The following is a 24,732-nucleotide window of genomic DNA, read 5'->3' on the forward strand; positions in this document are numbered from 1 at the left end:
CACCTCATACCCTCCCCAGCCTCTCCCGAGCCGCACACTCCCGCGCGGCCTGCGCGGGAGGGTCGGTGCCCGTCGCCCGGAAGCGGGAGCACGGGGGAATGCGGTGGGGGGAGGGTGCCGCGGGCCTGGGCCGAGTGGGTGACGGGGCGGCGGCAGGGGCGCCGCGGCGGCTACCCCCGCGCCCGCTCCACCCTGCGCTCGTCCCAGACGGGCTCGTCGGACTCGCGCAGGCGGCCGTCGCTGCCGAAGACGAGGTAGCGGTCGAAGGAGCGGGCGAACCAGCGGTCGTGCGTGACGGCGAGGACCGTGCCGTCGAACGCCTCCAGGCCCTCCTGGAGCGCCTCGGCGGACTCCAGGTCGAGGTTGTCCGTCGGCTCGTCGAGGAGGAGCGCCGTCACTCCGGCCAGTTCGAGCAGCAGGATCTGGAAGCGGGCCTGCTGGCCGCCCGAGAGGCGCTCGAACTTCTGCTCGGCCTGGGCCGTCAGCTCGTAGCGCCGCAGCCGCCCCATCGCCGCGCCGCGGTCCTTGGCGTTGTCGAGCCAGAGGATGTCGAGCAGGGTGCGGCCCTGGAGCTCGGGGTGGGCGTGGGTCTGCGCGAAGTGGCCGGGCACGACGCGCGCGCCGAGCTTCCACTCCCCCGTGTGCGCGACCTCGTCGTCGGGGTTCCCGGCGAGCAGGCGCAGGAAGTGCGACTTGCCCGAGCCGTTCGAGCCGAGGACCGCGACCCGCTCGCCGTAGAAGACCTCCAGGTCGAAGGGTTGCATCAGGCCGGTCAGCTCCAGGCCCTTGCAGGTGATGGCCCGCACGCCGGTGCGGCCGCCGTGCAGTCGCATGGTGATGTCCTGCTCGCGCGGCGGCTCGGGCGGGGGTCCCGCCTCCTCGAACTTGCGCAGGCGGGTCTGCGCCGCCGCGTAGCGGGACGCCATCTCGTGGCTGACCGCGGCCGCCTGCCGCAGGTTGAGGACGAGCTTCTTCAGCTGGGCGTGCTTCTCGTCCCAGCGCCTGCGCAGCTCCTCAAAGCGCGCGAACCGCTCGCGCCGCGCCTCGTGGTACGTCGCGAAGCCGGCGCCGTGCACCCAGGCGTCGGCGCCGGCGGGTCCCGGCTCGACACTGACGATCTTCTCGGCGGAGCGGGCGAGCAGCTCCCGGTCGTGGGAGACGAACAGGACCGTCTTACGGGTCTCGCGCAGCTTCTCCTCCAGCCAGCGCTTGCCGGGCACGTCGAGATAGTTGTCCGGCTCGTCGAGGAGGAGGACCTCGTCGGTGCCGCGCAGCAGCGCTTCGAGGACGAGTCGTTTCTGCTCGCCGCCGGAGAGGGTGCGGACCTCGCGGAACTGCGCCGTGTCGTACGGGATGCCGAGGGCGGCCGTGGTGCACATGTCCCAGACCGTCTCGGCCTCGTAGCCGTGTGCCTCGGCCCAGTCGGACAGGGCCTGCGCGTATTGGAGCTGCGCCGCCTCGTCGTCGACGGTCATGATCAGGTGCTCGGCCGTGTCGACGGCCTTCGCCACCTCCCTGAGCCTCGGGGTCGCGACCGATACGAGCAGGTCGCGCACGGTCGTCTCGTCGCGCACCGAGCCGACGAACTGCGACATCACGCCGAGCCCGCCGCCGACGGTGACCGTGCCGCCGTGCGGCTTCAGCTCGCCGGAGATCAGCTTGAGGAGCGTCGTCTTTCCCGCGCCGTTCGGCCCGACGAGGGCGACCACGGAGCCCTCCCCGACCCGGAAGGAGACATCACCGAGCAGCGCCCGCCCGTCCGGCAAGTAGTACTCGAGATGCGCGGCTTCCAGATGTCCCATGGTCCGCATTGTGGGCGCCCGGCCGGGTGAGGAGCAAAACGATTTCGGCACGCCCTCCCGGTGCGGGGTCCCGGGGCGGGTACACGTGCGCAATGTGCGCTTCCCTCGACCATCTGACGACCTGGCGGACCGCGCCCCCTTCCGGGCCCGGCCTGCGCGGCCGGCTCACCGCCCTTGACCTGCGTGTTTTCGAGTACGCGGCGCGCCGGCACTGGCCGGGCGGCGACCGCGTCCTGCCCCGGCTGAGCCGCAGCGCGAACCATGGGGTGCTGTGGTTCGCGGTGGCGGGCGCGCTGGCGGTGGGCGGCTCGCCGAAGGCCCGCCGCGCGGCCGTGCGCGGTGTCGCCTCGCTCGCCGTGGCGTCCGTGACGATCAACACGCTCGGCAAGCGTTCGGTGCGCAGGCCGCGGCCCCTGCTCGACCCGGTGCCGCTGGTGCGGCGCCTGAAGCGGCAGCCGTTCACGACGTCGTTCCCGTCCGGGCACGCGGCGTCGGCGGCCGCGTTCGCGGCGGGCGTCGCGCTGGAGTCCCGTCCGCTGGGCGCGCTGGTGGCGCCCCTCGCGTTCTCCGTCGCCGCGTCCCGTGTCTATACGGGCGCGCACTTCCCGGGCGATGTCCTCGCGGGCGCCGCGCTCGGGGCGGGCGCGGCGTTCGCGGTACGGGGTCTCGTGCCGACCCGCGACCAGATGCCCTCGCCGGGCCGCCCGATGGTGGACGACGTGCCGAAGCTGCCCGGCGGTGAGGGCCTGGTGATGGTGGTCAACACGGGCGCGGGCAGTCCGGACCAGGCGCGGGCGCTGCGCGGGCTGCTGCCGCACGCCGAGTTCGTCGAGGCCTCCGGGTCCGATCTGCCGGCCGCGCTGGAGAAGGCGGCGACCCGGGCGCGGGCGCTCGGGGTGTGCGGCGGGGACGGCACCGTGAACACGGCGGCAGGGGTCGCCCTGCGCCACGGTCTGCCGCTCGCCGTGCTTCCCGGCGGCACGCTCAACCACTTCGCGTACGACCTGGGGGTCGAGGACCCGGGCGATCTGTCGCGGGCCGTCGAGGCGGGCGACGCCGTCGCGGTCGACGTCGGCCGCTTCCGGTCGTCGGCCACCTCCGGGATCTTCCTCAACACCTTCAGCCTGGGCGTGTACCCGGAGCTGGTGAAGGAGCGCGAGCGCTGGTCGCGGCGGATCGGCGGACGGCTCGCCGACGTGGTGGCCGCCACGCACGTGCTGCGCCGCGACCACCCGTTGCAGGCCGAACTGGACGGCACGCGTCGGCCGTTGTGGATGGTGTTCGCCGGGAACTGCACCTACCGCCGGATGGGGCTCACGGCGGGCCGGCGCGCGGATCTCGCGGACGGCCTGCTCGACGTGCGCGTGGTGCAGGGCGGCCGGCTGCCGGGCGTACGACTGCTGGCGGCGGCGTTCGCTGGGCCGCTTTCCCGCTCCCCGTTCCACGCCGCGGTCCGGCGCACGCGGCTGCGCATGAACCGCATCAGCCCCGGCACACCACTGGCCTTCGACGGTGAAGTCGGGCCGTGCGGGCGGGAGTTGATCCTCGACAAGCAGCACGAGGCGCTGCGGGTCTACCGGCCGCCGGCCATGCTGTGACACCACACATCCGGTCCGCATCATGAGATGCCCATCTCAATATTCGGAGGAGCGGCGTACGGTGATCTCACTGGGTTCACCGCTCACCGATCTTGCGAAGGGGTCCGCCATGCCGAAGGAGACCGCCGTCTACACGCACGGCCACCACGAGTCCGTGCTGCGTTCCCACACCTGGCGCACCGCCGCCAACTCGGCGGCGTATCTGCTCGGTTCGCTGAAGCCGCACATGAAGATCCTGGACATCGGGTGCGGCCCCGGCACCATCACCGCCGACCTGGCGGCGCTGGTCCCCGAGGGACATGTCACCGGCGTGGACCAGGCCGCGGGGATCCTCGACCAGGCCCGGGCGACAGCGGCCGAACGCGGCCTGACCAACGTCGACTTCGCGACCGCGGACGTCCACGCACTGGACTACCCGGACGACACGTTCTGCGTCGTGCACGCCCACCAGGTGCTCCAGCACGTCGGCGACCCGGTGCAGGCCCTGCGCGAGATGCGCCGGGTCACCAAGCCCACCGGGTTCATCGCCGTCCGCGATTCGGACTACGCGGCCATGACCTGGTACCCGAACGCGCCGGCCATGGACGACTGGCTGGACCTGTACCGGCGGGTCGCCCGCGCCAACGGCGGCGAACCGGACGCGGGCCGGCGCCTCAAGTCCTGGGCGCTGGAGGCGGGTTTCGCCCCGGCCGACATCAACGCGTCCTCCTCCACCTGGTGTTACTCCGCGCCGGACGAGACCGACTGGTGGAGCGGCCTGTGGGCGGACCGCACCGTCGCCTCCGCGTACGCCGAGCGCGCGACGGAGAGCGGCCACGCGACGACCGGACAGCTGGAAGCGATCTCCGAGGCATGGCGGACCTGGGGGAAGCAGCCGGACACCTGGTTCTCGGTGCTGCACGGCGAGATCCTGTGCCGCAAGACGGATCGCGAGGGCGCTGCGAGCTGAGCCGAGCGATGCGGGGCCCGTGCCGCCGGCCTCCCGGTGACACGGGCCCCGCCGCCCGCTCATGACCGATCCCCGGAAACGATCACACCTCCGCGCGTGGCCAACTACGCTCACCGCTATGGAGATCCTGGGAACCACGCTGCGTATCTGCGTCGAGGACCTGGAGTCCTCGGTCGCGTTCTACGAACGGCTCGCGGGCAGCCGGGCCCTGCGCTTCGAGCGCGGCGGGGTCTCCGTCGCGGCGGTCGGCTGCTTCCTCCTGATGAGCGGTCCGAAGGAGGAGATCGACGTCCTGCGCAAGGTCGCGGCGACGATCGCCGTCCCGGACGTCGACGAGGCGCACGCCGTCCTCAGCGCGTCCGGCGCACACGTCCTCGCGGGGCCGGTCCCGACGCCCGCGGGCCGCAACCTCATCGCGATGCACCCGGACGGCTCGGTCTTCGAGTACGCCGACCGGCAGGGCCAGGCTTAGCGCCAGGTCGCGGGCCCGTCCCCGTATCCTCGCCCGGGGTAAGCGGGAGCGAGGACGGTGGACATGGCGGGCAACGACGACGGCGGCGAGACCCGGGAGGCCGGGGAATCCGCGAAGAGCGGCGGGGCCCGGCCGCCGCTCGGCTCGCGCGCGCGGGACGCGATCCGGGAGCGCATCGTCGACCGGCGCTACCCGCAGGGCTCCCGGCTCGTGGAGCGCGAGGTCGCCGAAGAGCTCCGGATGTCGCGCGTCCCTGTGCGGGAGGCGCTGCGTTCGCTCGTCACCGAGGGCCTGCTCGAACTCCTGCCGCACAGCGGGGTGCGCGTGCGGCGGCTGGCGCGGGCCGACGTGGAGCATCTCTACGAGGTGTGGGAGCCGCTGGCCGTACAGGCGTCCCGGCTCGCGGCCCGGCGGGTCGCGCGGGCCGCGCCGCGGGAGCCGGAGGGGCTCGGCGTGCTGCGCGGGACGCTGGACGTGGCGGAGCGGGCGGCCGCGGCCGACGAGGGCGCGCGTGAGGTGGCCGCGCACACCGCGTTCCACGAGGGCATCGTGACCCTGTCCGGGAACCCTCTCCTGGCGCGCACCATGGAGCAGCTCGGCTGGCAGCTCCAGCTGCTGTTCGGCCTGCGCGAGGAGCCCGCCCACATGCGGGCGCAGCATGCGGTGATCTTCCGGCACATCGTCGCGGGCGACGAGGAGACGGCCGCCGCGAGCACGCTGTTGCACGTACGCGACAGCCGGTCGGTGGCGCTGCGCTCGCTCTTCGGTGACGAGGGCGATGACGGTCGCGGTGCCGGCCACGGAGACGACGCCGCTTTGTATACCAGCCTCTACTAGATCCTGCTCCGGTTGACCAGGATCCGGGCAGAACATGCAGGTCAGACAGGAGCGGAATCATCCCCTCCTTGCCCGCTCCCCCATCTTGGTATACAAAATGTCGGACCAACCGATCCCTCCCGCCATCCGCCGAGGAGCCCCGCATGTGCGTCGAGAACTGCCCCCCGCCGTCGAACCGGCTGACCCGCCGAGGCGTACTCGCGGGTGCCGCCGCACTCGCGGGCACCACCGCCGCCCTCGCCGCCGCGCCCGGCGCGTCCGCTGCCGCCCCGATGACCCGCACGTCCGCCGCCCGCTCCGGGAACGCCCCCCGCGGCGGTGACCTCGTCATCGACGGCGGCACGCTCCTCGACCCCGCGACGGGCGAGGTCACCGAGGACGCGGTCGTCGTCATCCGTGACGGCGTCGTCCGCGCGGCCGGCCAGCGCAAGAACGTCGACGTGCCCGCCGGCGTCACCGTCCTCGACGCGCACGGCCAGTGGGTCCTGCCGGGTCTCGTCGACTCGCACATCCACCTGAACACCGCCGGCGAGGCCGCCAAGACCCTCGCGCTCGGCGCCACCACCGCGCGCAGCGGTTCGACGAACTTCTACCAGGACATCGCCGTCCGCGAGCTCTCCCGGCAGGCCCCTGGCCTGGCCCCCAGGCTGCGCGCGTCCGGCGTCTTCGTCACGCCCGACCTCGGTGACACGATCCTCGCGGACCCCGACCTCACCCCGCTCGCCCGCCTCAAGGGCGGCGTCACCTCGACCGAGGCGCTGCGCCGCGTCGTCGAGGTCAACCTGGCGCGTGGTGCCGACACCGTCAAGACGCGCGTGAACCCGCGCGCCGGCCTGGCCGAGCAGGACCCGCTGGAGCAGGTCTACAGCCGCGAGCAGCTCTCCACGATCGTCGCCACCGCCCGCCGCGGCGGCAAGGACGTCCTGTGCCACAGCTACAGCGAGAAGGGCTGCCACGACGCCGTCATGGCCGGCGTCAAGTCCGTCGAGCACGGCGCGTTCATCAGTGAGCGGACCCTGCACGAGATGCGCCGCCGTGGTACGTACTTCACGCCCACGATGGTCGCGATCGGCGGCATGATCGGCGACCCCGACCCGGTTCTCGACGAGCGCGGCCGCACCTACCTGCCGAAGCTCAAGGCAGCCGCGAAGCTCGCCCACGAGCTGGGCGTGGGCCTGGTGTCCGGCACGGACTCGTCGGGCGGCTCGGTCGAGCCGATCGGCGCCGAGATCGAGATGATGCACTCGGCCGGTCTGTCCGCGCTCGACGCGATCCGCACCGCGACCACCAACGCGGCCCGTCTCCTCGGCTTCGAGGGCAAGGTGGGTCGTCTCGCGCGCGGTTACGCGGGCGACGCGATCCTGCTGTCCGGCAACCCGCTCGCCGACGTGTCGGTGCTGAAGAAGCCGGTGCGCGTGGTGCGTACGGGAGTCGCCGTATGACGGCCACCGTCTTCCGGAACGTACGCCCGCTCGGTGCGACGGAGGCCGTGGACCTCACGGTCGTCGACGGGGTGATCGTCGACGGTCCGGCGCCCGAGGGTGCCGAGGTCGTCGACTGCGGCGGCCGGATCGCGCTGCCGACCCTGGTGGACGCGCACATCCACCCGGACAAGACCGCGTGGGGCGAGCCGTGGGTGTCGCGCAAGCCCGCGTCGGGGATCGCCGAATTCGCCGCCGCGGACGCCGAGTTGTACCGCTCGCAGACCACACCCCTCAAGGACCGCGCCCAGCGCCTGATGGCGCACTCGGTCACCCGGGGCACCCGGGCGATGCGGGCCCATGTCGATGTCGCGCCCGCTTTCGGCCTTGCCGGTGTCGAGGGTGTCGGCGCCGCGCGTGAGGCGCTGCGGGACGCGGTCGACGTGCAGATCGTCGCGTTCCCGCAGCACGGCGTCCTGCGGGCGCCCGGCACCGCGGAGCTCCTGGAGGAGGCGGCCCGCACCGGTGGCATCGACATCGTGGGCGGCATCGACCCGATCGGCTTCGACGAGGCGCTCGACGCCCAGCTCGACCTGGTCTTCAAGATCGCCGACCGGCACGGCGTGGGCGTCGACATCCACCTCCACGACCAGTCCGTCCCCGGCCTGACCGCGGTGCACGCGATCATCGACCGGACCAGGGCACTGTCCCTCCAGGGCAAGGTCAGCATCAGTCACGCGTTCTGCGTGCCCGGCCTCGAAGGGGTCGAACTCGACCGCATGGGCGCCGAGTTGGCGGACGCGGGGATCTCCCTGACGACCGTGGCGCCCTCACGGCCGCTGGTCCTGCCCACGCGCCGGCTCCGCGAGCTCGGGGTGCGGGTCGGGCTCGGTTCGGACGGGGTGCGCGACTCGTGGAGCCCGTTCGGCAACGCGGACATGCTGCACCGGGCGCACCTGCTCGCCCGTGCCCAAGGGGCGCGTCTGGACGAGGAGTTGGCCGACGCCTTCCGTGTCGCCGCCGATGACGGCGCCCGCGTGCTCGGCCTGCCCCACCTGGATCTGTCCGCCGGTTCACCGGCCGACTTCTTCCTGGTGCGCGGCGAATGCCTGCCCCAGGTCGTCGTGGATCTGCCCCCGCGCGACCTGGTGGTCAGGGCGGGCCGGGTCGTGGCCAGGGACGGCGAACTGCTGCTGCCCTGACCACGAACGGCGCCGCCGGCCGGGTCAGGACTCCCTGGGCCGCATGCTGAAGTCGTACTGGGCGGGCAGCCGCTCGCCCGGTGCGGCCAGGCGCGCCCACAGTTCGGCGATGGCCTCCGAGCCCTCGCGCAGGTCGGCGACCTCGAAGCCCTCGTCGAACACGGCGCGTGCCGCCTCCTTGTCGCCCTCGGCGATCAGGAGGCGGGCCTCGACGAGCCGGAAGCGGCCGCGGGCGCGGGTCGCGGCGTGCAGCCGGTCCCAGACGGCGCGGGCCGGTCCGGGGCGGCGTGCCGCGAGCAGCGCGTCGATGGCCTCGCGGCCCAGTGCCGCGGTGGCCGCCGTCCAGGCCTCGCCGTCGTCGCGCCGCTCCTGGCACAGGTCGTCGAAGGCTTCGGCGTAGCGGTCGGCGGCGCGTTCACGATGACCGGCCTCCTGGTCGGCGACGGCCAGGCAGCGCAGCAACGGCCAGAGGGACGGGGCGAGTTCGAGGCCGCGCTCCCAGCTGCGTACGGCCTGCGCCAGGTCGCCCGCGTGCCATTGGGCGACGCCGAGGTGGTACTCGGTGAGCGGCTGTGCGGGCGCCGTCTCCAGCATGTCCCGCCAGTGCGGCGCGACGAGGGTGGGCCCGGGCGGTCCGACGCGGCGCGGCTCCGGGATGGAGCCGGTGCGCAGGAGGTCGAGCCAGGGTGTCTGCGCCGGGCCGAGGGTCGACTCGTCGAAGGGGGTGCCGGGGAGCTTGAAGTCGCCGCGCAGCACTTCGAGGGCGCCCCAGCCGGAGCCGGCCGCGAGCAACTCCCCCGGTTCGGTGTCGGCGTGCGGGCGCCAGGCCTCGTAGGCGGCGTCGACGTCGGCCCTCGGCAGCGCGGCTTCGAGGCACTCCTCGACCTCACCGCGCGCGGCCGCCCAGTCCTCGGCCGAGTGCACGGCGTCGGGCGCCGCGGACAGCGGTCCGTACGACTCCAGCCACGCGAACTCGCCCTCGGCGTCCAGGCGTACGTGCTCCAGCTGGGTGCGGGCGAGGCCCGCCTGTATCTCGGCGTAGCCGCCCGTGTCCGGCTCGGTCAGCCACTCCTGCCAGCGGCGGCCGCCCGCACCGTGGCCCCAGAGGAACAGTTTGCGGCCGCGCAGCAGGTCGGTCGAGGTCTGTACGAGCCCGTGGCCGTCGTTGTCGAGCGCGGCGATCCAGCGGCGCTGCCCGTCGGGGACCTCGTAGAAGTAGTCGGCCGGGTATTCGCCGCTGAGGGGGTAGGTGCGGTCCACGCCGTCGGACTCCGGGACGGGGACGCGGCGCAGGCTGCGCTCGTAGCCGAAGTGCCAGGCCTCGTCGGCGGGGGCGAGGACGCGGTGTTCCTCGGGGACGGCGATGTTCGACCACCAGTAGACGGGCGCGGGCCGCTCGTGGGGGTTGCGTATCCGCACGCCCACGTGGAGGAAGTCCGATCCGGCGGGCAGCCACAGGTCCACCTGGAACGGCAGGTCGCGCAGCCGCTCCCACTCCCACAGGCGCAGCATGTCCCCGCCGTCGGGCGCGGTGACGCGGGCGGCGTGCAGGGGTGCGCAGGACAGCGTGGTGTGCCCGGTCGCGCCGATGTTCCACTCGATGCCGCCGGAGAACCAGGCGCCGTTGAGCGCGAAGTCCGCGGGCTGGAACACCGGGTTGCGGTAGAGGAGTTCACGGCCGGTGGGCTTGTGGAACATCGAGTGGATGCGGCCGCCGAGTCCGGGCAGGACCGTGACGCGCAGCCGGCCGTTCTCGATCACGAGCGTGTCGAGGGTGAGGGGGGCGCGCTCGCGCCCGTAGCCGTTCTTGAGCCGCTCCGGCAGTACGCTGCGCAGCTTCTCGTAGCCGATCTGGCGGGCCATGTCGCGCGGCATGCCCTGCTTGGAGCGGTCGTCGAGTTCGTGGAGTTCGTCGAGGGGCCGCAGCGGCGGCAGCGGGTCGGGGGCGCCCACCGCCACGCCGGGCAGGGTCAGTACGTCGCGTCGAAGGGTCGTCCGCTCGGCCTGCGAGTCCGTCAAGTCCGCCTCCCGGTTCGCGGGGCCCGCCGTCCGCACGCGGTGTGCCCCGACGACCATGGAACAGGCTCGCCCATGAGCTGACCAGGGGTTCCCCGGGTCAGAATTAAGCAAAGGCGCATTTCGGCCCGCCGGGTTACTCTCCGCGGATGGGAACGCAGCACACCTATCGGGTCATCGTCCGCGGCACATGGGACGGTCTGGCGGACGGCGCGCGCGAGCGGCTGCTCGCCGAGGTCGACGAGCACGGGCTCGCGTCGATGAGGTTCACGCCGGAGGGATCACTCACGTACGACCGGGTGCTGAAGCACTTCTCGTACCGGTTCGTCGTGGAGTCGGATGCCGAGGACGGCGAGGAGATGGCGGAGGCGCTCGCCGAGGAGCGGGCCGAGGCGTCGCTCGGTGCGCTCGGTGAGGGGTACGGCTTCGGGGCGCTGAAGTCGTCGGCGACGGACATGGACACGATGAAGGTCAACCGGAAGCACCGGGCATCTCGGCCGTGAGCGCCCAGCGCTCGTGGTCGCGCCAGGCGCCGTCCATGAAGATGAAGTCGGGCGAGTAGCCCTCGAGGCGGAACCCGGCGCGGCGGGCGAGGGCGATGGACGCCTCGTTGCCCGGCTGCACGTTGATCTCCAGGCGGTGCAGTCCGAGGGGGCCGAAGGCGTACCGGACGACGAGGCCGAGGCCCTCGCTCATGAGGCCGCGGCCCGCCGCGTGCGCGAACGCGCCGTAGCCGAGGGCGCCGCAGCGGAAGCCGCCGCGGACGATGTTGTTGATGTTGATGAAGCCGGCGATGCCGCCGCCCGCCCGCTCGTACACCAGGCAGCCGAACCGCGTCGGGTCGTCGATGAGGGCGCCCGCGTAGGCGGCGTAGGTGTCGGCGGCGGTCGGCGGGTAGAGCCAGGGGTGGTGCAGGTCTTCGCTCTCCCGAGCCCGCGCCGTGAACTCGTCGACGTCCGCGAGGGCGAAGGGGCGTATGCCCACGCGAGGGCCTTCAGCGAGGTGGCGGTGACCGGTGGCAGACATCCGGCCAGCCTACGCGGCGGCCGTGGGGCCGGTGCCGTGTCCTTGGGGCTTATCGGTGGGCCCTCCCGTCGGAGCGGCCCGTGCCTTCCCCGCCCAGCGTGTGCGGCCGGGCGGGGTTCGCGCACGGCGGGGTGTCCCTCCGGGGTGGGGCGTGGGGCCGTACGGGTGGCGGCGCCACCAGCCGGACCCGGGGCGGGCCTACTGTCCGACGACGGGCAGCTCCAGGACGCCGGTGTCCTCGGGCGCGCTGGTGACGGTGACGGGCTTGATGCCCTTGTTGCCGCCGTACGCGTCGTCGCTCGCCGCGATGACGAACTGGAGCCGGTGCCCCTTCTCGTAGCGGTGGACGATGCCGGGCAGCGACACCGTGAAGGAGCGGGTCACGTCCGGCACGCGGACCGGTGCGACCAGGCGGTGCACGAGTGTCTTGCTGCCGTCCGGCGCGATGTCGTACAGCTTCGCGAAGAGGACGAGCTTGTCGGCGGCGTCGTCCGAGTTCTGGACCCGCTCGGTCTTCGGCGAGACGACCTTGAGGGTGGCCTTCGGGGAGCCCACGACGTCGGTCGTGCGGGTCAGGGGCTCGCTGGTCCAGCCGAGGTAGGTGCCCGCGGTGTCGCGCGGGGCGGGGTCGGGGAGGCCGATCAGGCCGGCGAGGGAGGACTCGGAGTGGCTGGTGGGGATCAGCCAGTTCCGGTACTCGCGGCTGCCGCGCGCGACCTTCGACCGGTTGTCGACGAGCTTGCCGTCGCCGGAGAGGTACAGCTTCCGGCTCAGCGCCGGGACGCTCTGCGCGGTGGCGTAGGTCTGGCCGGGGTCCGTGATCCAGTCGCGGTAGTAGGCGAACGCGGGCCCGGTGTCGACGTCCTTCTTGTGCTGGAGGTAGCGGTCGAACCAGGCGAGGATCCGCTTGCCGACGTACGAGGTCTCCAGGTTGCCCTGTGCGAGGTTGAGTTCACCGCTCGCCGGATCGGTGAGGCCGCCGCTGTGGCCCCACGACTGCCAGATCATCTTCGTGGCGGTGCCCTGTGCCTTGAGGGTCCCGTACGTGGCCTGCGCCTCGTTCAGGTTGAAGAGGCTGTCGGACTGGCCCTGCACGAGCAGCGTCGGCGCCTTGACCTGCTTCAGATACGAGACCGGGGAGACGCTGCGCGCGTAGTCGAGCATCGGTCCCGCCTTGTCGGACGGGTAGCGGCCGGAGTTCAGGGTGCTGATCGTCTCGCAGGCGTCGGTGACGAAGTGCAGGCAGGTGAGCTTGTTGATCCGGGACGGGTCGAGGGACGGTTCGAGGAGGGGCTGGCCCTCGCCGATCAGGTAGAAGCCGTTGGTCCACTGCCATTTGAAGGCGCCGGGTACGGAGCGGTCGGCGGCGCTGTTCGGGTCGAGGGAGTACGCTAGGTCGTTCCACGTGATCATCGGGACGAGCGCGTCGACGCGGTGGTCGACCGCGGCGGTGGCCAGCTGGATCGCCCCGCCGTACGAGCCGCCGATCATGCCGACGCGGGGGTCGCCCTTGCCGTCCTTCGTGACGTAGTCGGCCTTCGTTCCGTCGTCGGCCGCGCGGGTCCCGGCGAGGAAGTCGACGAGTCCGGAGGCCGCGGCGCCGTCGATGCGGGGGTCGTCGAGCGAGACGAGGCACCCCGACTTGCCGAAGCCGAGTCCGGAGTAAACGAGTCCGACGTAGCCGCGCGCGGCGAAGGCCTTGCCGATGGCGTCGGTCGAGCCGTCGGACTTGCTGCCGCCGAAGCCGTTGGTGGCGAGGACGGCGGGCGCGGTGTGGGCGGCGTCGACGCCCGCGGGCCGGTAGAGGTCGGCGTCGACGACGCAGCTGCGGCCGCCGGCCTGGATCGTGAACTTCAGTGCGGTGACGGTGTATTCGCCCGTCTGCTGCGTCTGCGGCGCGGCGTTCGCGGGCGCGGCGAGGGCGAGCGGCGCGGCGACCATGGCGCCGAGGGCGAGGGCCGGCGCCAGTGGAGATCGCGGTCGGGATCGGGGCACGGCACGGGACACGGCTACCTCCACGCTGAGGAAGACCCACCGGCTACCGACCGGTAAGTCTGGGCGTGGTCATGTTGTGACACGTGTCATACGCGGGTCAATCACCGTGACGCGTGTTTCTTGACGAAGATTCAGCAACCGAACGATTCAGGCCAGCGCGGGCACGTCCAGGGTCAACGTCCCCGCATCCGCGTCCAGTTCACCGGGAATGCCGAACGGGATCGTCAGCGCCCCCTCGCAGTGCCCGAAGCCGAACTCCTCGACGATGGGCACCCCCAGCCCGCCGAGCCGGTCGACGAGCAGCGCGCGCAACCCGTCGTACGCGTCGCACTCGGCCCAGGACCCGAGCAGGATCCCCGCGACCCCGTCCAGCCAGCCGGCGCGCAGGAGTTGGGTGAGATAGCGGTCGATGCGGTAGGTCTCCTCGCCGGTGTCCTCCAGGCACAGCAGCCCGCCCGCGGCCGACGGACGGGCGTGCGGGGCGCCCAGGTCGGCGGCGAGCAGGCAGAGGCAGCCGCCGAGCGTGACGCCGCGCGCGGTGCCGCCCACGAGCGGCCGCCCGCCCTCCACAGCCGTGATCGTCCGTACGGTCTCCGGTTCGAAGAGCGTGGCCCTCAAGTGGTCCTGTGCGCGGGCGCTCTTGAGGAAGTCGGCCGCCGCGACCATCGGCCCGTGAAGGGTCGCGAGTCCGAGCCGGGCGGCGAACGCCTCGTGCAGCGCCGTGATGTCGCTGTACCCGACGAACACCTTGGGCCCGGCGGCCCGCATCGCGTCCCAGTCGAGCAGGTCGGTCATGCGCTGCGCGCCGTATCCGCCCCGCGCGCACAGGACGGCGTCCACGGACGGGTCGCACCAGGCCCGCTGGAGGCCGGCGGCGCGCTCGGCGTCACTGCCCGCGAGGTAGTCGAACCGGTCGTGCACAGCGCGTACCTGGGGCTCGACGACGGGCTCCAGGTCCCAGCCGCGCAGGATGTCGAGCCCGGCCTCGAGCCGGTCCTCGGGCACAGGTCCGCTGGGCGCGACGACGGCGACACGGGCTCCGGGGGCGAGGCGTGCGGGACGGGTCAGCGGTGTCGTCGACGTCACTTGGACAGCTCCAGTGTGGGGATCCCTATCGGATGCAGGCCGAACACCTGGGCGTACAGGGAGAGTTCGGACTCCAGAGCGCGGATCACGGTGTCCGCGCGGCGGAACCCGTGGCTCTCGCCCTCGAAGGCGATGTAGGCGTGCGGGACGCGCCGGCCGTCCAGGCGGGCGAGGAACCGCTCGCACTGCGCGGGCGGGCAGATCACGTCGTCGAGGCCCTGGAGCAGCAGGAACGGCGCGGTGAGCTGCTCCGCGTGCTCGGACGGCGAGCGCTCCACGTACCGCGCGGGCACCTCGGCTAGCGGCCCGACGAGCGACTCCAGGTACTGGGACTCGAAGTCGTGGGTCTCGCCCGAGCCCCAGGCCGTGAGGTCGAGGATGGGGTAGAGGATCGTGCCGCAGGCGTATACATCGGTGCCGGTCAGGGACGCGGCCGCGGTCCAGCCCCCGGCGCTGCCGCCGCGGATCCCGAGCCGGTCGCGGTCGGCGGTGCCCTCGGCGGCGAGCGCGAGCGCCACGGCGGCGCAGTCCTCGACGTCGACGACGCCCCACTGTTCGCGCAGGCGGTTGCGGTACTCACGGCCGTAGCCGGTGGAGCCGCCGTAGTTGACCTCGGCGACGCCGATGCCGCGCGAGGTGAAGTAGGCGATCTCCAGGTCGAGTACGAGGGGCGAGTGCCCGGTGGGGCCGCCGTGTGCCCACACGACGTAGGGCGGCTGTTCGTCGTCGGGCGCGGCGTGGGTGGGGCTGTGCGGCGGATAGATGTGGGCGTGGATGTCCCTGCCCTCGGGGCCCGCGAAGGTGCGGATCTGCGGCTCCGGGCAGTACGCGGGGTCGACGGCGTCGGAGTGCGCGGCGCCGACGACGCGCGCCCGGCCCGTACAGGTGTCGAGCTCCACGACCTCGTGGCCGGTGCGCGGGCTGGCGGCGATGCCGACGACGCGGGTGCCGTGCACGGCGAGCGCGGGGCTCCACTCGGTCCAGGGTCCGGCGGCGTCCACGACCTCGCCGGTCGCCGGGTCGAGCACGCCGAGCGCCGTGGCGCCGACGCCGTGGACGACGGCGATCAGGCCGCTCTCCAGCGGGGCGAACCAGCGGTGGCCGATCTTCCAGAGCGGTCCGCCGAACTCCTCCTCGCGCGGGCACAGGGGCCGCGGTGCGCCGTCCGGGCCGACGCGGTAGAGGTTCCACCAGCCGCTGCGGTCGCTGGAGTAGACGAGGGCGCCGTCCGGCGCCCACTCCACCTGCGCGACGGACTCGTCGGGCCCGCCGAACGCCGTCCTCGCCCCGCTGAACGTGCCGTCCGCGGACACGTCGGCGACGACCAGCTCCGTGCCGTCCCACGGCATGCGCGGGTGGTCCCAGGCGAGCCAGGCGGCGCGGCGGCCGTCGGGCGAGAGGCGGGGGCCCGTGACGAACCGGTGGCGCCCGTCGGAGAGTTCGCGCACCGCGCCGCGGTCCTCGGCCGCGCTCCCGTCGAGCGGCACCGCGGCGGCGACGCGGCGCACGTCGGTCGGCGCGTCCCCGGTGAACTCCTCCAGGACGCACCACACTTCGCCCCGGTCGAGGTGGATCTGCGGATCGGCCCAGCGCAGCCCGTCCCCCACCGCGGAGACGGGCGTGAGGGGGCGGGGTACGGCGCCGGGGGCGTCGGGCTCGTAGGCGTAGAGCCGCTGGTCCGCGAAGTCGGCGAACACGACAAGCGGGCCTTCGGGGCGCCCGGCGCCGGCCCACGGCTGTCCGCCGTACTCGATGACGCGGCTGCGCACGTTCCACGGCGCGGGCAGCACGGTGTGCTCCGTGCCGTCGGCGCGCCGCCTGACCAGGGCCCGCCGGCCGCCCTCGGCCGGGCGGGGCTCGGTCCACCATGCCTCGTCGCCGACGAAGCCGACGTACTCCGGCTTCCCGTCGTGCGCCGCGGCGAGCGCGGCCGTGATCGGCGACGGCCACGATCCGTAATTCTGGATCAGCACCAACTTGTCCACGTCCCCCATGACTTCAGAGGCCCCCATGTTCTCCACGTGTGACGCCATTTCCTAGACCGTCTCCCGAACCGCTTGCCCGAACCCCGCCCGGCGGCGCCTATGCGGACCGCAGGAAGCGGTCGAGTACGCGGACACCGAAGTGCAGCGCCTCGACCGGGACCCGCTCGTCGACACCGTGGAAGAGCGCCTGGTAGTCGAAGCCCTCGGGGAGCTTCAGCGGCGCGAAGCCGTAGCCCGTGATGCCGAGCCGCGAGAACTGCTTGGCGTCGGTGCCGCCCGACATGCAGTACGGCACGACGTGCCCCTCGGGCGCGAATTCCTGCACTGCCGAGCGCATCCTCGCGAAAGCCGGCGAGTCGACCGGCGCCTGGAGCGCGACCTCGCGGTGCTCGAACTCCCACTCCACATCGGGTCCGGTGAGCCGGTCGAGGGTCTCGCGGAACTCGTCCTCGCCGCCCGGCAGATACCGGCCGTCGATGTGCGCGGTCGCCTCGCCGGGGATCACGTTGATCTTGTATCCGGCGGACAGCATCGTCGGGTTGGCGCTGTTGCGCACGGTCGGCGCGACGAGCGCCGCGGCCGGGCCGAGCTTGGCGAGCAGCTCGTCGGCCGAGAAGTCCGGGGAGTCCACGCCGGCGTCGATGCCGTACAGGGCGGCGAGTTCGGTGAGCGCGGCGGCCACAGTCGGCGTGAGCCGCACCGGCCACTCGTGCTCACCGATCCGCGCGACGGCGGCTGTGAGCCTGGTGAGGGCGTTGGCGTGGTTCACCTTCGAGCCGTGGCCCGCCTTGCCGTGGGCGGTGAGCCGGAGCCAGCCCGTGCCGCGTTCGCCCGCCGCGATCGGGTAGATCTGCTTGCCGTAGCCGTCGTGGAAGGTGAAGGCGCCGGATTCGCTGATGCCCTCGGTGCAGCCCTCGAAGAGGCCGGCGTGCTGGTCGGCGAGGAAGCCGGAGCCGTCCTCGGCGCTCGCCTCCTCGTCGGCGGTGAAGGCGACGACGATGTCCCGGCGCGGGCTCACGCCGGCGCGGGCCCATTGCCGGACGACGGCGAGGATCATCGCGTCCATGTTCTTCATGTCGACAGCGCCGCGGCCCCACACGACCCCGTCGCGGACCTCTCCGGAGAACGGGTGCACGCTCCAGTCGGCGGCCTCCGCGGGGACGACGTCGAGGTGGCCGTGGACGAGCATCGCGTCGGCGGTCGGGTCCGTGCCGGCGATGCGCGCGACGACGTTCGTGCGCCCCTTGGTGCGTTCGAGGAGGGTCGGTTCCAGGCCCGCCTCGGCGAGCTTCGCGGCCGCGTACTCGGCGGCCGGGCGCTCCTGGCAGTCGCCGCCGCCGCGGTTGGTGGTGTCGATGCGGATCAGCTCGGACGTGAAGGTCACGACCTCGTCGAGCGCCTGCTCGTCCACCTGAAATACCTGGTCAGCCATACTGTTCCTCCACCGCGGCCGAGACGATCGTGGTGACCGCCTTGAAGGTGCGGATGCCGTCGTACATGTTTTCGTTCGTGTAGGAGACCCTGCGCTCGCCGGTGCGCCGGACGCCGGGCACCACCGTCGCGGCCATCGACAGATGTTCGGCGTCGAACTCGAGCTCGATGGTGAACGGGCCGCCCTGGACGGGCTCGTGGCGCACGGCGAGCGCCGCCGCCTCCTTCGCCGCGGCCCGGATGTCGGCGGCGGTCCGCTTCGGCGTACGACAGACAGCCGCATACCGGGACACATAATCCTTGACCGCCACCTTGCGGGCCTCGGGCGCGTAGCCGAGCGCGTCGTCGCAGGTGAGGTCGTCGCCGGTGACGAGGACGACGGGTACGCCGTACTCGGCGACGACGTGCGCGTTCAGCAGGCCCTCGCTCGCCCGTACGCCGTTGATCCAGACGCCGGTGATGGAGTTGGCGAGGTACGTGTGGGCGAGGACGCCCTCCGTGCCGGCGCCCGTGTGGTAACCGATGAACGCGATGCCGTCGACGTCGCCGTGCTGGACGCCCTCGACCATGGAGAGCGTCTTGTGGCGGCCCGTGATCATCTCCGCGCGCTCGTCGAGTTGCTCCAGGAGCAGATTGCGCATCGACCAGTGGGCCTCGTTGATGAGCACCTCGTCGGCGCCCCCGTCGAAGAAGCCGAGCACGGCGGCGTTGACGTCCGAGGTGAACATGGACCGGCAGCGCTCCCACTGCGGGGTGCCGGGCAGCACGTCCCCCGGCCAGGTCACGCCGGTGGCGCCTTCCATGTCGGCGCTGATGAGGATCTTCATGGCGCATCACGGTACGCGTCAGGGAACGCGCAGGCCAGAGCCACCCTGAGAGCCAGAGGTCCAGTCCTCCGAAAGGCGGCGCGCACCCCTCCGGCCAGGGAGGATCACTGACGTCAGGAGGCGGCCGTGTCCCGGCGCTCCTCGACCTCGTCGGTCTTCATCGCCCTCGTCTCGCTCTTGAGGATCCGGAGCGATTTGCCGAGCGAGCGCGCCGTGTCGGGGAGTTTCTTCGAACCGAACAGAACGATGACCACGATCGCCACAATGAGCAGGTGCCAGGGCTCCAGACCGTTGCGGAACATTTTCGCCCCACCCTTCGTCTCTTCGGATGAGGTGAGCGCCACGGACGGCACCCACCAAGAAGCTTGCTACATTGCACAACTGTACAACCCCGGATCCGAGTGAGGGCGCACCCCATGGCAGGCACCCGTGAGCAGTTGTCACCCACGCGCCGGGGAGGCAGCGCCAAGTCCGCCGCACGCTCGGGGCGGCCGAGGCGCAGCCGCGTGCGCTTCACGCTCGCGATAGCCCTGTCCCTGCTCGTCCTCCTGACCGGCGGCGTGGGCTGGGTGTACCTGAAACTCGGCGGCGACATCAACACGTTCAGCTCGGACGGCATCTCCGGCGACCGCCCGGACGCCGACGCGTCGAAGGGTGAGAACGTCCTCGTCATCGGCTCCGACGCACGCACCGGCGGCAACGAGGCACTGGGCGGCGGCGACAAGGGCGACATCGGCCGCTCGGACACGGCGTTCCTGCTGCACGTCTACGCCGACCATCGCAACGCCGTCGCGGTGTCCGTCCCGCGCGACACCCTCGTCACGATCCCGCCCTGCAAACTGCCCGACGGCAGCTGGACCAGGACGCGGCCCGACACGATGTTCAACGCGGCGTACTCGACCGGCGAGACCGCCAGCGGGAACCCCGCCTGCACGCAGAACACGGTGGAGAAGCTGACCGGCCTGCGCGTCGACCACACCGTCGTCGTGGACTTCAAGGGCTTCGCCGCCCTGACCGACGTCGTCGGCGGCGTGAAGGTGTGCCTCCCGCAGCCCATCCACCAGCGTGACCTCAACCCCCATCGCACGACGCCGGGCAAGCTCCTGTTCCCGCGCGGCGAGCAGAGCGTCTCCGGGCAGAAGGCCCTCGACTACGTCCGCCTGCGGCACGGCATAGGCGACGGCTCCGACATCGGCCGCATCAAGCGGCAGCAGGCCTTCGTCGGCAGCCTCATAAAGAAGGTCAAGAGCGACGGTCTGACGCCCACGAAGCTCCTGCCGCTCGCGAACGCGGCCACGCGGTCGATGACCGTCGACTCCGGCCTCGGCTCCGCCGACAAGCTCCTCTCCTTCGCGATGTCCCTCAAGAACGTCGACCTGCACAACACCAAGTTCGTCACCATCCCCTGGCGCTACGAGGGAAGCCGCGTCGCGGTCGTCGAACCGGACGCCGACGCCCTGTGGGCGTCGCTCAGGGACGACCGGACCATCGACGGGAAGGACGCCAGCGGCAAGAAGGGCGCCCGGTCGAGCGCCTCCCCCGCGCCCTTTGCCGCGCCGAGTCCGGGGGACGGCATCCGCGTCACCGTCTACAACGGAACGACCGTCATGGGACTGGCCGCCCAGGCCGCGCGCACCCTGGAGGACGACGGGTTCACCGTCACGGGCACGGCGACGGCGTCCACCCAGGACCAGGCCACCACGCTGATCCAGTACGGCCCCGGCGAGAAGGCGCGAGCGGGCACGCTCGCCCAGCGGTTCCCGGGCGCGCGCCTGGAAGAGACCTCGACCGCGGGCATCAAGGCGGTCCTCGGGCAGGACTACGCGGACCATCCGTCGGCCGCCGCCACGGCGTCGCCGGAACCCACCGCCGTACCGTCCCAGGTCTCCGACGACGCCCGCTCCGCCGACGACAACCTGTGCTCGAACCTGTCCTACGGCTGACCTTGGCTGACCTGGTGCAACCGACCGGGACCGTATCGCGTCTTCACCTCTGTCTGTACAGTTGCGCAAATTCGCAACGCACAAGCTCAGCCGGAAACACAGGCACAAGGCACCACACATCACCGAGGGGAACGACGCACACGTGGGCATCATCAGCTGGATCATCCTCGGCCTCGCCGCCGGAGTCATCGCCAAGGTCCTGCTCCCCGGCCGCGACCCGGGCGGCCTGATCGGCACGACCCTCATCGGCGTCGCCGGCGCGTTCGTCGGCGGCTGGATCTCGTCGCGGTTCCTCGACCGCCCGATCGAGAACCAGTTCTTCGACGGGACCACCTGGATCGCGGCCATCGGCGGCTCGCTCGTCCTGCTCATCGGCTACCGCCTCCTCTTCGGCAACTCGCGCGACTGACGGGCGGGTCGATCCCCCATGGGCCCCGGCCCGCCGGCGTCACCGTCCGGGCCGGTGCGCCTCACGAGCACCCCTCCCCGTACCGCGCGCGGCGCCGGTGAGGTGCTGCTCCACGACGAGAGCGGCGCACTCGTCGGCCAGGTCCGCTTCCGGCTGTGCGCGCCGTGCCGCACGGGCCGGCTCCTCGGCATCTGGATCCTGGAGTCACGCCGTCAGGCGGGGCTCGGCCGGCGCGCGGTGCGGGTCACGCTGGCCCAGGGCCACGGCTACCGCTGGAACACCACGCTCCAGACCCGGCCCGGCCGCGGCTTCTTCCTCGCGGTCACCGCACACGAAGGCGTCCCGCTCCGGCACGGCCGGCCGCTCTGCCCGCATCTCCTGGGACCTTTCGGCAACGCCCTGCGCCGCCTCGGCCTGTGGCGCCTACTGCGCCCGCCCCACGACGAGCCATCGTGACGGGAGCTCGATGCGGGTGCCGTCGGGTGTGTACTCGGTGGTGGTGAGCGGGAGTTCGCCGCTCGCGAGCACGTCGAGGCCCGCGGTCTGTACGTAGTCGGGGACCGCCGCGTCGGACACCTCGCCGGGCGCGATGCCGTGCGCGAAGACCGGTGCCAGCTTCGCGGGCGGGCCCGTGGGGCTCTGCGCGAGAGACATCAGGACGGGCCGGGCGGCCTCGGCGAGCTCCACGACGAAGGCACGGCCGCGCTCGCCGACGAGCGCCGCGATGCCGTCGACCAGCGGCTGACGGTCTTCGGACTCGCACTGGTGCAGCACGCCCCGCATGTACACGTTCGCATCACCGAGTTCGGCGTGCAGCTGGTGTGCCTCGGTCTGCTCGGTGGCGTCGATCTGCCGGAAGTCGGCCCGGCCCGCGGGGTCGGCGTGCCGGGCGTGGTCGAGGGCGGCGACGGAGAGGTCGGCACCGACGACACGCGGGTATCGGTCGGCGAGGAAGCGGGTCTGGGTGCCGTTCCCGCAGCCGAGGTCCACGACGGGCAGGCCCTTCACCAAGTGCGGCTCGAACAGGGCGAGATGGACTCCCGCGGTGAGGGCGGGCTCGGCATCCCAGAAGACCCCGCCGGGTTCACCGGGAGCCTCGCGCCAGAAACTCTCCCAGGCGTCCTTGTACCGACTCGTCACGCTCATCTGCAACTCCCGGGGTGCGGTGGCACGGCAAGATCGGTCTACCGCGCCCCGGGCCCGCCCACAAGCACCCGGCGCATACCTTCACGGCGCATTCGATACGTGTACGCCGGGCGCCCAGCGCCGCCAACTACGTTCGTGGCGACGCCAGTTCGAACCACACCGTCTTCCCGGAACCCGTACGGCTCGTGCCCCACTCCCTGGCAAGGGCGCTCACGACGCGCAGGCCGCGGCCGAACTCGTCGCCCGGGCCCGCGCTGAGCAGCGTGGGCAGCCTCTGGTCGTCGTCCTCGACCTCGCACACGAGGGTCCCCGAGCGCACCAGGCGCACCTCGACGCTGCGGGTGCGGGCGTGCCGCACGGCGTTGGCGACGAGCTCCCCCACCATGAGTTCGGCGGGGGCGGTGAGCGCGCCGAGGCCCCAGGCCGTGAGCTGGTCGCGGACGAGGGCGCGCGTGCGAGGCACCTCGGCGGGCTCGGGAGAGACGCTCCAGTGCGCGACGTCCTCGGGCGCGATGCCGTTGAGCCGGGCCATGAGGAGGGCGACGTCGTCCTTGCGGCCGCCGCGGCCCGCGTCAGCAAATGTCACAGCCAGGGACCTGATGATGGTGTCGCAGGCGGCGTCCATGGAGGCCGCCGGGTGGGCGGCGGACTCGCAGAGTGTGGCGAGGCCGACGCCGATGTCCTCGCCGCGCACCTCGACGAGGCCGTCGGTGCACATGACGAGCCGGTCGCCCGGCGCCATCGGGACGCGGACCGATTCGAAGGGGACGCCGCCGACGCCGATGGGCGCGCCGGTGGGCAGTTCGAGCAGTTCGCTGCGGCCGTCCTCGGCGCGGACGAGGACCGGTGGGATGTGCCCGGCGTTGGCGAGCTCCAGCTCGTTCGCGATGGGGTCGTAGACCGCGTACAGGCAGGTCGCGAGGTAGTGCTCGCCGAGGCGCTGGGCGAGGTCGTCGAGGTTGCGCAGGAGCTGGGCCGGCGGCAGGTCGAGGGCGGCCATGGTCTGGACGGCGGTGCGCAACTGGCCCATCATCGCCGCCGAGTTGAGGCCGTGGCCCATGACGTCGCCGACGACGAGAGCGGTCCGCGAGCCCGGGAGTTTGATCGAGTCGAACCAGTCGCCGCCGACGCGGCCGAGCAGGGTGCCGGGCAGATAGCGGGTGGCGATGTCACAGCCGGGCATGTGGGGCTCGATGTGCGGCAGCATGCTGTCCTGGAGGGTCTCGGCGACGCTCTCCTGGTACGTGTACATGCGGGCGTTGTCGAGGACGAGGCCCGCGCGGGCGGCGAGTTCGGCGCCGGTGACGCGGTCCATGTCGTTGAAGACCGGGCGTTCCCGGTGGCGCAGCAGGATCATGAACCCGAGGACGACGTTGCGCGCCTTCAGGGGCACCACCAGCATCGAGCGGTCGGTGATGAGGGGCCTGATGTCGCGCTTCTCGAACTGCGACGCGATCGCGTTGCCCATCTCCTCGGTGATGCGCGGGACGAGGACGGGCTGCCCGGAGGTCATGCACTGGAAGAACGGCGTGTGCGCGGGGAACGGCATGGACTCGCCGACGGGTACGACGTCGTCCCAGCGGCCCGGCTCGTCCGTATGCTCCAGGGCGACGCGGTGCCACATCGTGGTCGCGTCGGGCGGGCCGTCGGGGAACCCCTCGCCCGCGACGACCTGTTCGCGCAGATAGGTGCCCGCGACGTCCGTGAAGCGCGGCACGACGGCCCGGCTGACCTCGGTGATCGTGCGGGACAGGTCGAGGGACGAACCGATGCGCCCGCTCACCTCGTTGAGGAACTCCAGGTGTTCGCGCACGGCCGCGTACTCGAGGTCGCCGGCGTCGTCGTCGTCGGGTGCGCGGCGCGGCGCGGGTAGTCCGGCGGCGGCCGCGCGGGCGGCCTCCTCCCTGCGGGCCTTGCGCTCGGCACGCCGGGGCACGCCCCAGTCGGCGGTGACGGGGACGCGGTCGTGGAGGCTGAACTCCAGGACGGGATAGCCGAGTTCGAGCACCTGGGAGACAATGCGGGCGCTCTCGCCGACGCTCATGCTGGGCAGGATGGCGGGGAGTCCGCGGGCCAGCTCGTCGGCTCCGGGGAAGTCGGTGTGCAGGGCGAAGCCGGGTGCGATGCGCTCCAGCGGATGCCCGTCGGGCACGTCGTCGGCGTGCAGCCGGCCGGCGTCGGCGGCGAGTACGAGGAGCTTCTCGGGGCCGGGGCCGACGAGCGGGTAGGCCCACCACAGGACGTCGATGCGCTGCTGGCGCGGGGCCTCGAGGCGGGCGCGGCCCGCGGCGGGGTAGGAGGCCCGCCCGTCGAGCGAGGACTCCAGGTCCGGGCCGAGCCCGTCGTACGCGCTCTCGTCCCCGTACGCCGGGGAGTTGGGCCCTTCGGGCAGTGCGCCGGAGACGGGCAGCAGGTCGGTGGCGGGGCGGCCGACGGCGTCCTCGCGCGCGGGGCCGAAGAGGCGGCGCGCGCCGGTGCTCCAGTGCGAGACGAGCCCGGACTCGTCGACCACGACGACCGCCAGGGGTACACGGCCGGGCACGGGGCTCTGCGGGGCCGTCCCGGTGCCACTGTGCATGGCCTGCGC

General features: G+C 72.6%; 21 protein-coding genes. 10 read left to right on the forward strand and 11 right to left on the reverse strand.

The genetic code is table 11. From position 1 onward, the window contains the following. Positions 1-170 precede the first annotated feature (170 nt). Positions 171-1,802 carry an ATP-binding cassette domain-containing protein gene (locus tag OHA58_RS05575; protein ID WP_405476999.1) on the reverse strand — a complete coding sequence of 544 codons (1,632 nt, stop codon included), beginning with the start codon at positions 1,800-1,802 and terminating at the stop codon, positions 171-173. Positions 1,803-1,894: 92 nt separating this feature from the next. On the opposite strand from OHA58_RS05575, the gene OHA58_RS05580 reads away from it, so the two are divergent. The 6 genes from OHA58_RS05580 (at position 1,895) to OHA58_RS05605 (ending at position 8,281) form a co-directional block, all read left to right on the forward strand. Continuing rightward, entirely contained in the window at positions 1,895-3,400 is a 1,506-nt protein-coding gene (locus tag OHA58_RS05580; RefSeq protein WP_405477000.1) for a bifunctional phosphatase PAP2/diacylglycerol kinase family protein, read from the forward strand. Between the two features lie 109 nt (positions 3,401-3,509). Beyond that, positions 3,510-4,349 (forward strand): class I SAM-dependent methyltransferase, encoded by an 840-nt coding sequence (locus tag OHA58_RS05585; protein WP_405477002.1) that lies wholly within the window; start codon positions 3,510-3,512, stop codon positions 4,347-4,349. Between the two features lie 118 nt (positions 4,350-4,467). Next, positions 4,468-4,821: a VOC family protein gene (locus OHA58_RS05590; protein ID WP_383527927.1), complete on the forward strand. Its 354-nt coding sequence runs from the start codon at positions 4,468-4,470 to the stop codon at positions 4,819-4,821. Positions 4,822-4,884: 63 nt separating this feature from the next. After that, positions 4,885-5,658, forward strand: coding sequence for a GntR family transcriptional regulator (locus OHA58_RS05595; protein WP_405477005.1), 774 nt, complete (start codon positions 4,885-4,887; stop codon positions 5,656-5,658). 143 nt (positions 5,659-5,801) lie between these two features. Beyond that, positions 5,802-7,100: an amidohydrolase family protein gene (locus OHA58_RS05600; RefSeq protein WP_405477007.1), complete on the forward strand. Its 1,299-nt coding sequence runs from the start codon at positions 5,802-5,804 to the stop codon at positions 7,098-7,100. Continuing rightward, positions 7,097-8,281 (forward strand): amidohydrolase, encoded by a 1,185-nt coding sequence (locus OHA58_RS05605; RefSeq protein WP_405477009.1) that lies wholly within the window; start codon positions 7,097-7,099, stop codon positions 8,279-8,281. The genes OHA58_RS05600 and OHA58_RS05605 overlap by 4 nt, the downstream gene beginning before the upstream one ends. Before the next feature lie 24 nt (positions 8,282-8,305). Here the strand turns inward: OHA58_RS05605 and OHA58_RS05610 are convergent, their stop codons facing one another. Next, entirely contained in the window at positions 8,306-10,300 is a 1,995-nt protein-coding gene (locus OHA58_RS05610) for a DUF5107 domain-containing protein (protein WP_405477011.1), read from the reverse strand. Positions 10,301-10,446: 146 nt separating this feature from the next. On the opposite strand from OHA58_RS05610, the gene OHA58_RS05615 reads away from it, so the two are divergent. Then, positions 10,447-10,800, forward strand: coding sequence for a DUF6204 family protein (locus OHA58_RS05615; protein WP_405477013.1), 354 nt, complete (start codon positions 10,447-10,449; stop codon positions 10,798-10,800). On the opposite strand, the gene OHA58_RS05620 is transcribed toward OHA58_RS05615, so the two are convergent. The 7 genes from OHA58_RS05620 to tatA form a co-directional block, all read right to left on the reverse strand. Continuing rightward, positions 10,769-11,323: a GNAT family N-acetyltransferase gene (locus tag OHA58_RS05620; RefSeq protein ID WP_405477015.1), complete on the reverse strand. Its 555-nt coding sequence runs from the start codon at positions 11,321-11,323 to the stop codon at positions 10,769-10,771. The two genes, OHA58_RS05615 and OHA58_RS05620, sit on opposite strands and share 32 nt — an antisense overlap. Before the next feature lie 198 nt (positions 11,324-11,521). Next, positions 11,522-13,264: a CocE/NonD family hydrolase gene (locus OHA58_RS05625; RefSeq protein WP_405477017.1), complete on the reverse strand. Its 1,743-nt coding sequence runs from the start codon at positions 13,262-13,264 to the stop codon at positions 11,522-11,524. 201 nt (positions 13,265-13,465) lie between these two features. Next, a complete protein-coding gene (locus OHA58_RS05630; protein WP_405477019.1) occupies positions 13,466-14,404 on the reverse strand; it encodes an LD-carboxypeptidase in 939 nt (312 codons plus the stop codon). Beyond that, positions 14,401-16,398 carry a prolyl oligopeptidase family serine peptidase gene (locus OHA58_RS05635; RefSeq protein WP_405484797.1) on the reverse strand — a complete coding sequence of 666 codons (1,998 nt, stop codon included), beginning with the start codon at positions 16,396-16,398 and terminating at the stop codon, positions 14,401-14,403. The genes OHA58_RS05630 and OHA58_RS05635 overlap by 4 nt, the downstream gene beginning before the upstream one ends. Before the next feature lie 88 nt (positions 16,399-16,486). Further along, positions 16,487-17,821, reverse strand: a complete 1,335-nt coding sequence (locus tag OHA58_RS05640) for a M20/M25/M40 family metallo-hydrolase (protein WP_405477021.1) — start codon at positions 17,819-17,821, stop codon at positions 16,487-16,489. Beyond that, positions 17,814-18,647 (reverse strand): M55 family metallopeptidase, encoded by an 834-nt coding sequence (locus tag OHA58_RS05645; RefSeq protein WP_405477023.1) that lies wholly within the window; start codon positions 18,645-18,647, stop codon positions 17,814-17,816. Before OHA58_RS05645 ends, OHA58_RS05640 begins: the two co-directional genes overlap by 8 nt. Positions 18,648-18,760: 113 nt before the next feature. Further along, positions 18,761-18,949 (reverse strand): Sec-independent protein translocase subunit TatA, encoded by a 189-nt coding sequence (tatA, locus tag OHA58_RS05650; RefSeq protein WP_405477025.1) that lies wholly within the window; start codon positions 18,947-18,949, stop codon positions 18,761-18,763. A 114-nt stretch (positions 18,950-19,063) separates the two neighbouring features. Between tatA and OHA58_RS05655 the strand changes: the two genes are divergently transcribed. From OHA58_RS05655 to OHA58_RS05665, 3 genes are all read left to right on the forward strand, one after another. Next, positions 19,064-20,590 (forward strand): LCP family protein, encoded by a 1,527-nt coding sequence (locus OHA58_RS05655; protein WP_405477027.1) that lies wholly within the window; start codon positions 19,064-19,066, stop codon positions 20,588-20,590. Between the two features lie 142 nt (positions 20,591-20,732). Then, positions 20,733-20,999, forward strand: coding sequence for a GlsB/YeaQ/YmgE family stress response membrane protein (locus tag OHA58_RS05660; protein WP_405477029.1), 267 nt, complete (start codon positions 20,733-20,735; stop codon positions 20,997-20,999). Between the two features lie 54 nt (positions 21,000-21,053). Continuing rightward, positions 21,054-21,455, forward strand: a complete 402-nt coding sequence (locus OHA58_RS05665; RefSeq protein WP_405477031.1) for a hypothetical protein — start codon at positions 21,054-21,056, stop codon at positions 21,453-21,455. On the opposite strand, the gene OHA58_RS05670 is transcribed toward OHA58_RS05665, so the two are convergent. Next, positions 21,423-22,145, reverse strand: coding sequence for a class I SAM-dependent methyltransferase (locus OHA58_RS05670; protein WP_405477033.1), 723 nt, complete (start codon positions 22,143-22,145; stop codon positions 21,423-21,425). The genes OHA58_RS05665 and OHA58_RS05670 overlap by 33 nt on opposite strands. Positions 22,146-22,272: 127 nt before the next feature. Beyond that, positions 22,273-24,723 carry a SpoIIE family protein phosphatase gene (locus tag OHA58_RS05675; RefSeq protein WP_405477035.1) on the reverse strand — a complete coding sequence of 817 codons (2,451 nt, stop codon included), beginning with the start codon at positions 24,721-24,723 and terminating at the stop codon, positions 22,273-22,275. Positions 24,724-24,732 lie beyond the last annotated feature (9 nt).

The sequence above is a fragment of the Streptomyces sp. NBC_00009 genome, from assembly GCF_045040855.1.
Lineage (GTDB): Bacteria > Actinomycetota > Actinomycetes > Streptomycetales > Streptomycetaceae > Streptomyces > Streptomyces aureus.

What these genes read in the sequence shown, in the direction of transcription:
- OHA58_RS05575 (WP_405476999.1), bottom strand. Translation starts at nt 1,802, where the DNA reads ATGGGACATCTGGAAGCCGCGCATCTCGAGTACTACTTGCCGGACGGG.
- OHA58_RS05580 (WP_405477000.1), top strand. Translation starts at nt 1,895, where the DNA reads ATGTGCGCTTCCCTCGACCATCTGACGACCTGGCGGACCGCGCCCCCT.
- OHA58_RS05585 (WP_405477002.1), top strand. Translation starts at nt 3,510, where the DNA reads ATGCCGAAGGAGACCGCCGTCTACACGCACGGCCACCACGAGTCCGTG.
- OHA58_RS05590 (WP_383527927.1), top strand. Translation starts at nt 4,468, where the DNA reads ATGGAGATCCTGGGAACCACGCTGCGTATCTGCGTCGAGGACCTGGAG.
- OHA58_RS05595 (WP_405477005.1), top strand. Translation starts at nt 4,885, where the DNA reads ATGGCGGGCAACGACGACGGCGGCGAGACCCGGGAGGCCGGGGAATCC.
- OHA58_RS05600 (WP_405477007.1), top strand. Translation starts at nt 5,802, where the DNA reads ATGTGCGTCGAGAACTGCCCCCCGCCGTCGAACCGGCTGACCCGCCGA.
- OHA58_RS05605 (WP_405477009.1), top strand. Translation starts at nt 7,097, where the DNA reads ATGACGGCCACCGTCTTCCGGAACGTACGCCCGCTCGGTGCGACGGAG.
- OHA58_RS05615 (WP_405477013.1), top strand. Translation starts at nt 10,447, where the DNA reads ATGGGAACGCAGCACACCTATCGGGTCATCGTCCGCGGCACATGGGAC.
- OHA58_RS05620 (WP_405477015.1), bottom strand. Translation starts at nt 11,323, where the DNA reads ATGTCTGCCACCGGTCACCGCCACCTCGCTGAAGGCCCTCGCGTGGGC.
- OHA58_RS05625 (WP_405477017.1), bottom strand. Translation starts at nt 13,264, where the DNA reads ATGGTCGCCGCGCCGCTCGCCCTCGCCGCGCCCGCGAACGCCGCGCCG.
- OHA58_RS05635 (WP_405484797.1), bottom strand. Translation starts at nt 16,398, where the DNA reads ATGGGGGACGTGGACAAGTTGGTGCTGATCCAGAATTACGGATCGTGG.
- OHA58_RS05640 (WP_405477021.1), bottom strand. Translation starts at nt 17,821, where the DNA reads ATGGCTGACCAGGTATTTCAGGTGGACGAGCAGGCGCTCGACGAGGTC.
- OHA58_RS05645 (WP_405477023.1), bottom strand. Translation starts at nt 18,647, where the DNA reads ATGAAGATCCTCATCAGCGCCGACATGGAAGGCGCCACCGGCGTGACC.
- tatA (WP_405477025.1), bottom strand. Translation starts at nt 18,949, where the DNA reads ATGTTCCGCAACGGTCTGGAGCCCTGGCACCTGCTCATTGTGGCGATC.
- OHA58_RS05655 (WP_405477027.1), top strand. Translation starts at nt 19,064, where the DNA reads ATGGCAGGCACCCGTGAGCAGTTGTCACCCACGCGCCGGGGAGGCAGC.
- OHA58_RS05670 (WP_405477033.1), bottom strand. Translation starts at nt 22,145, where the DNA reads ATGAGCGTGACGAGTCGGTACAAGGACGCCTGGGAGAGTTTCTGGCGC.
- OHA58_RS05675 (WP_405477035.1), bottom strand. Translation starts at nt 24,723, where the DNA reads ATGCACAGTGGCACCGGGACGGCCCCGCAGAGCCCCGTGCCCGGCCGT.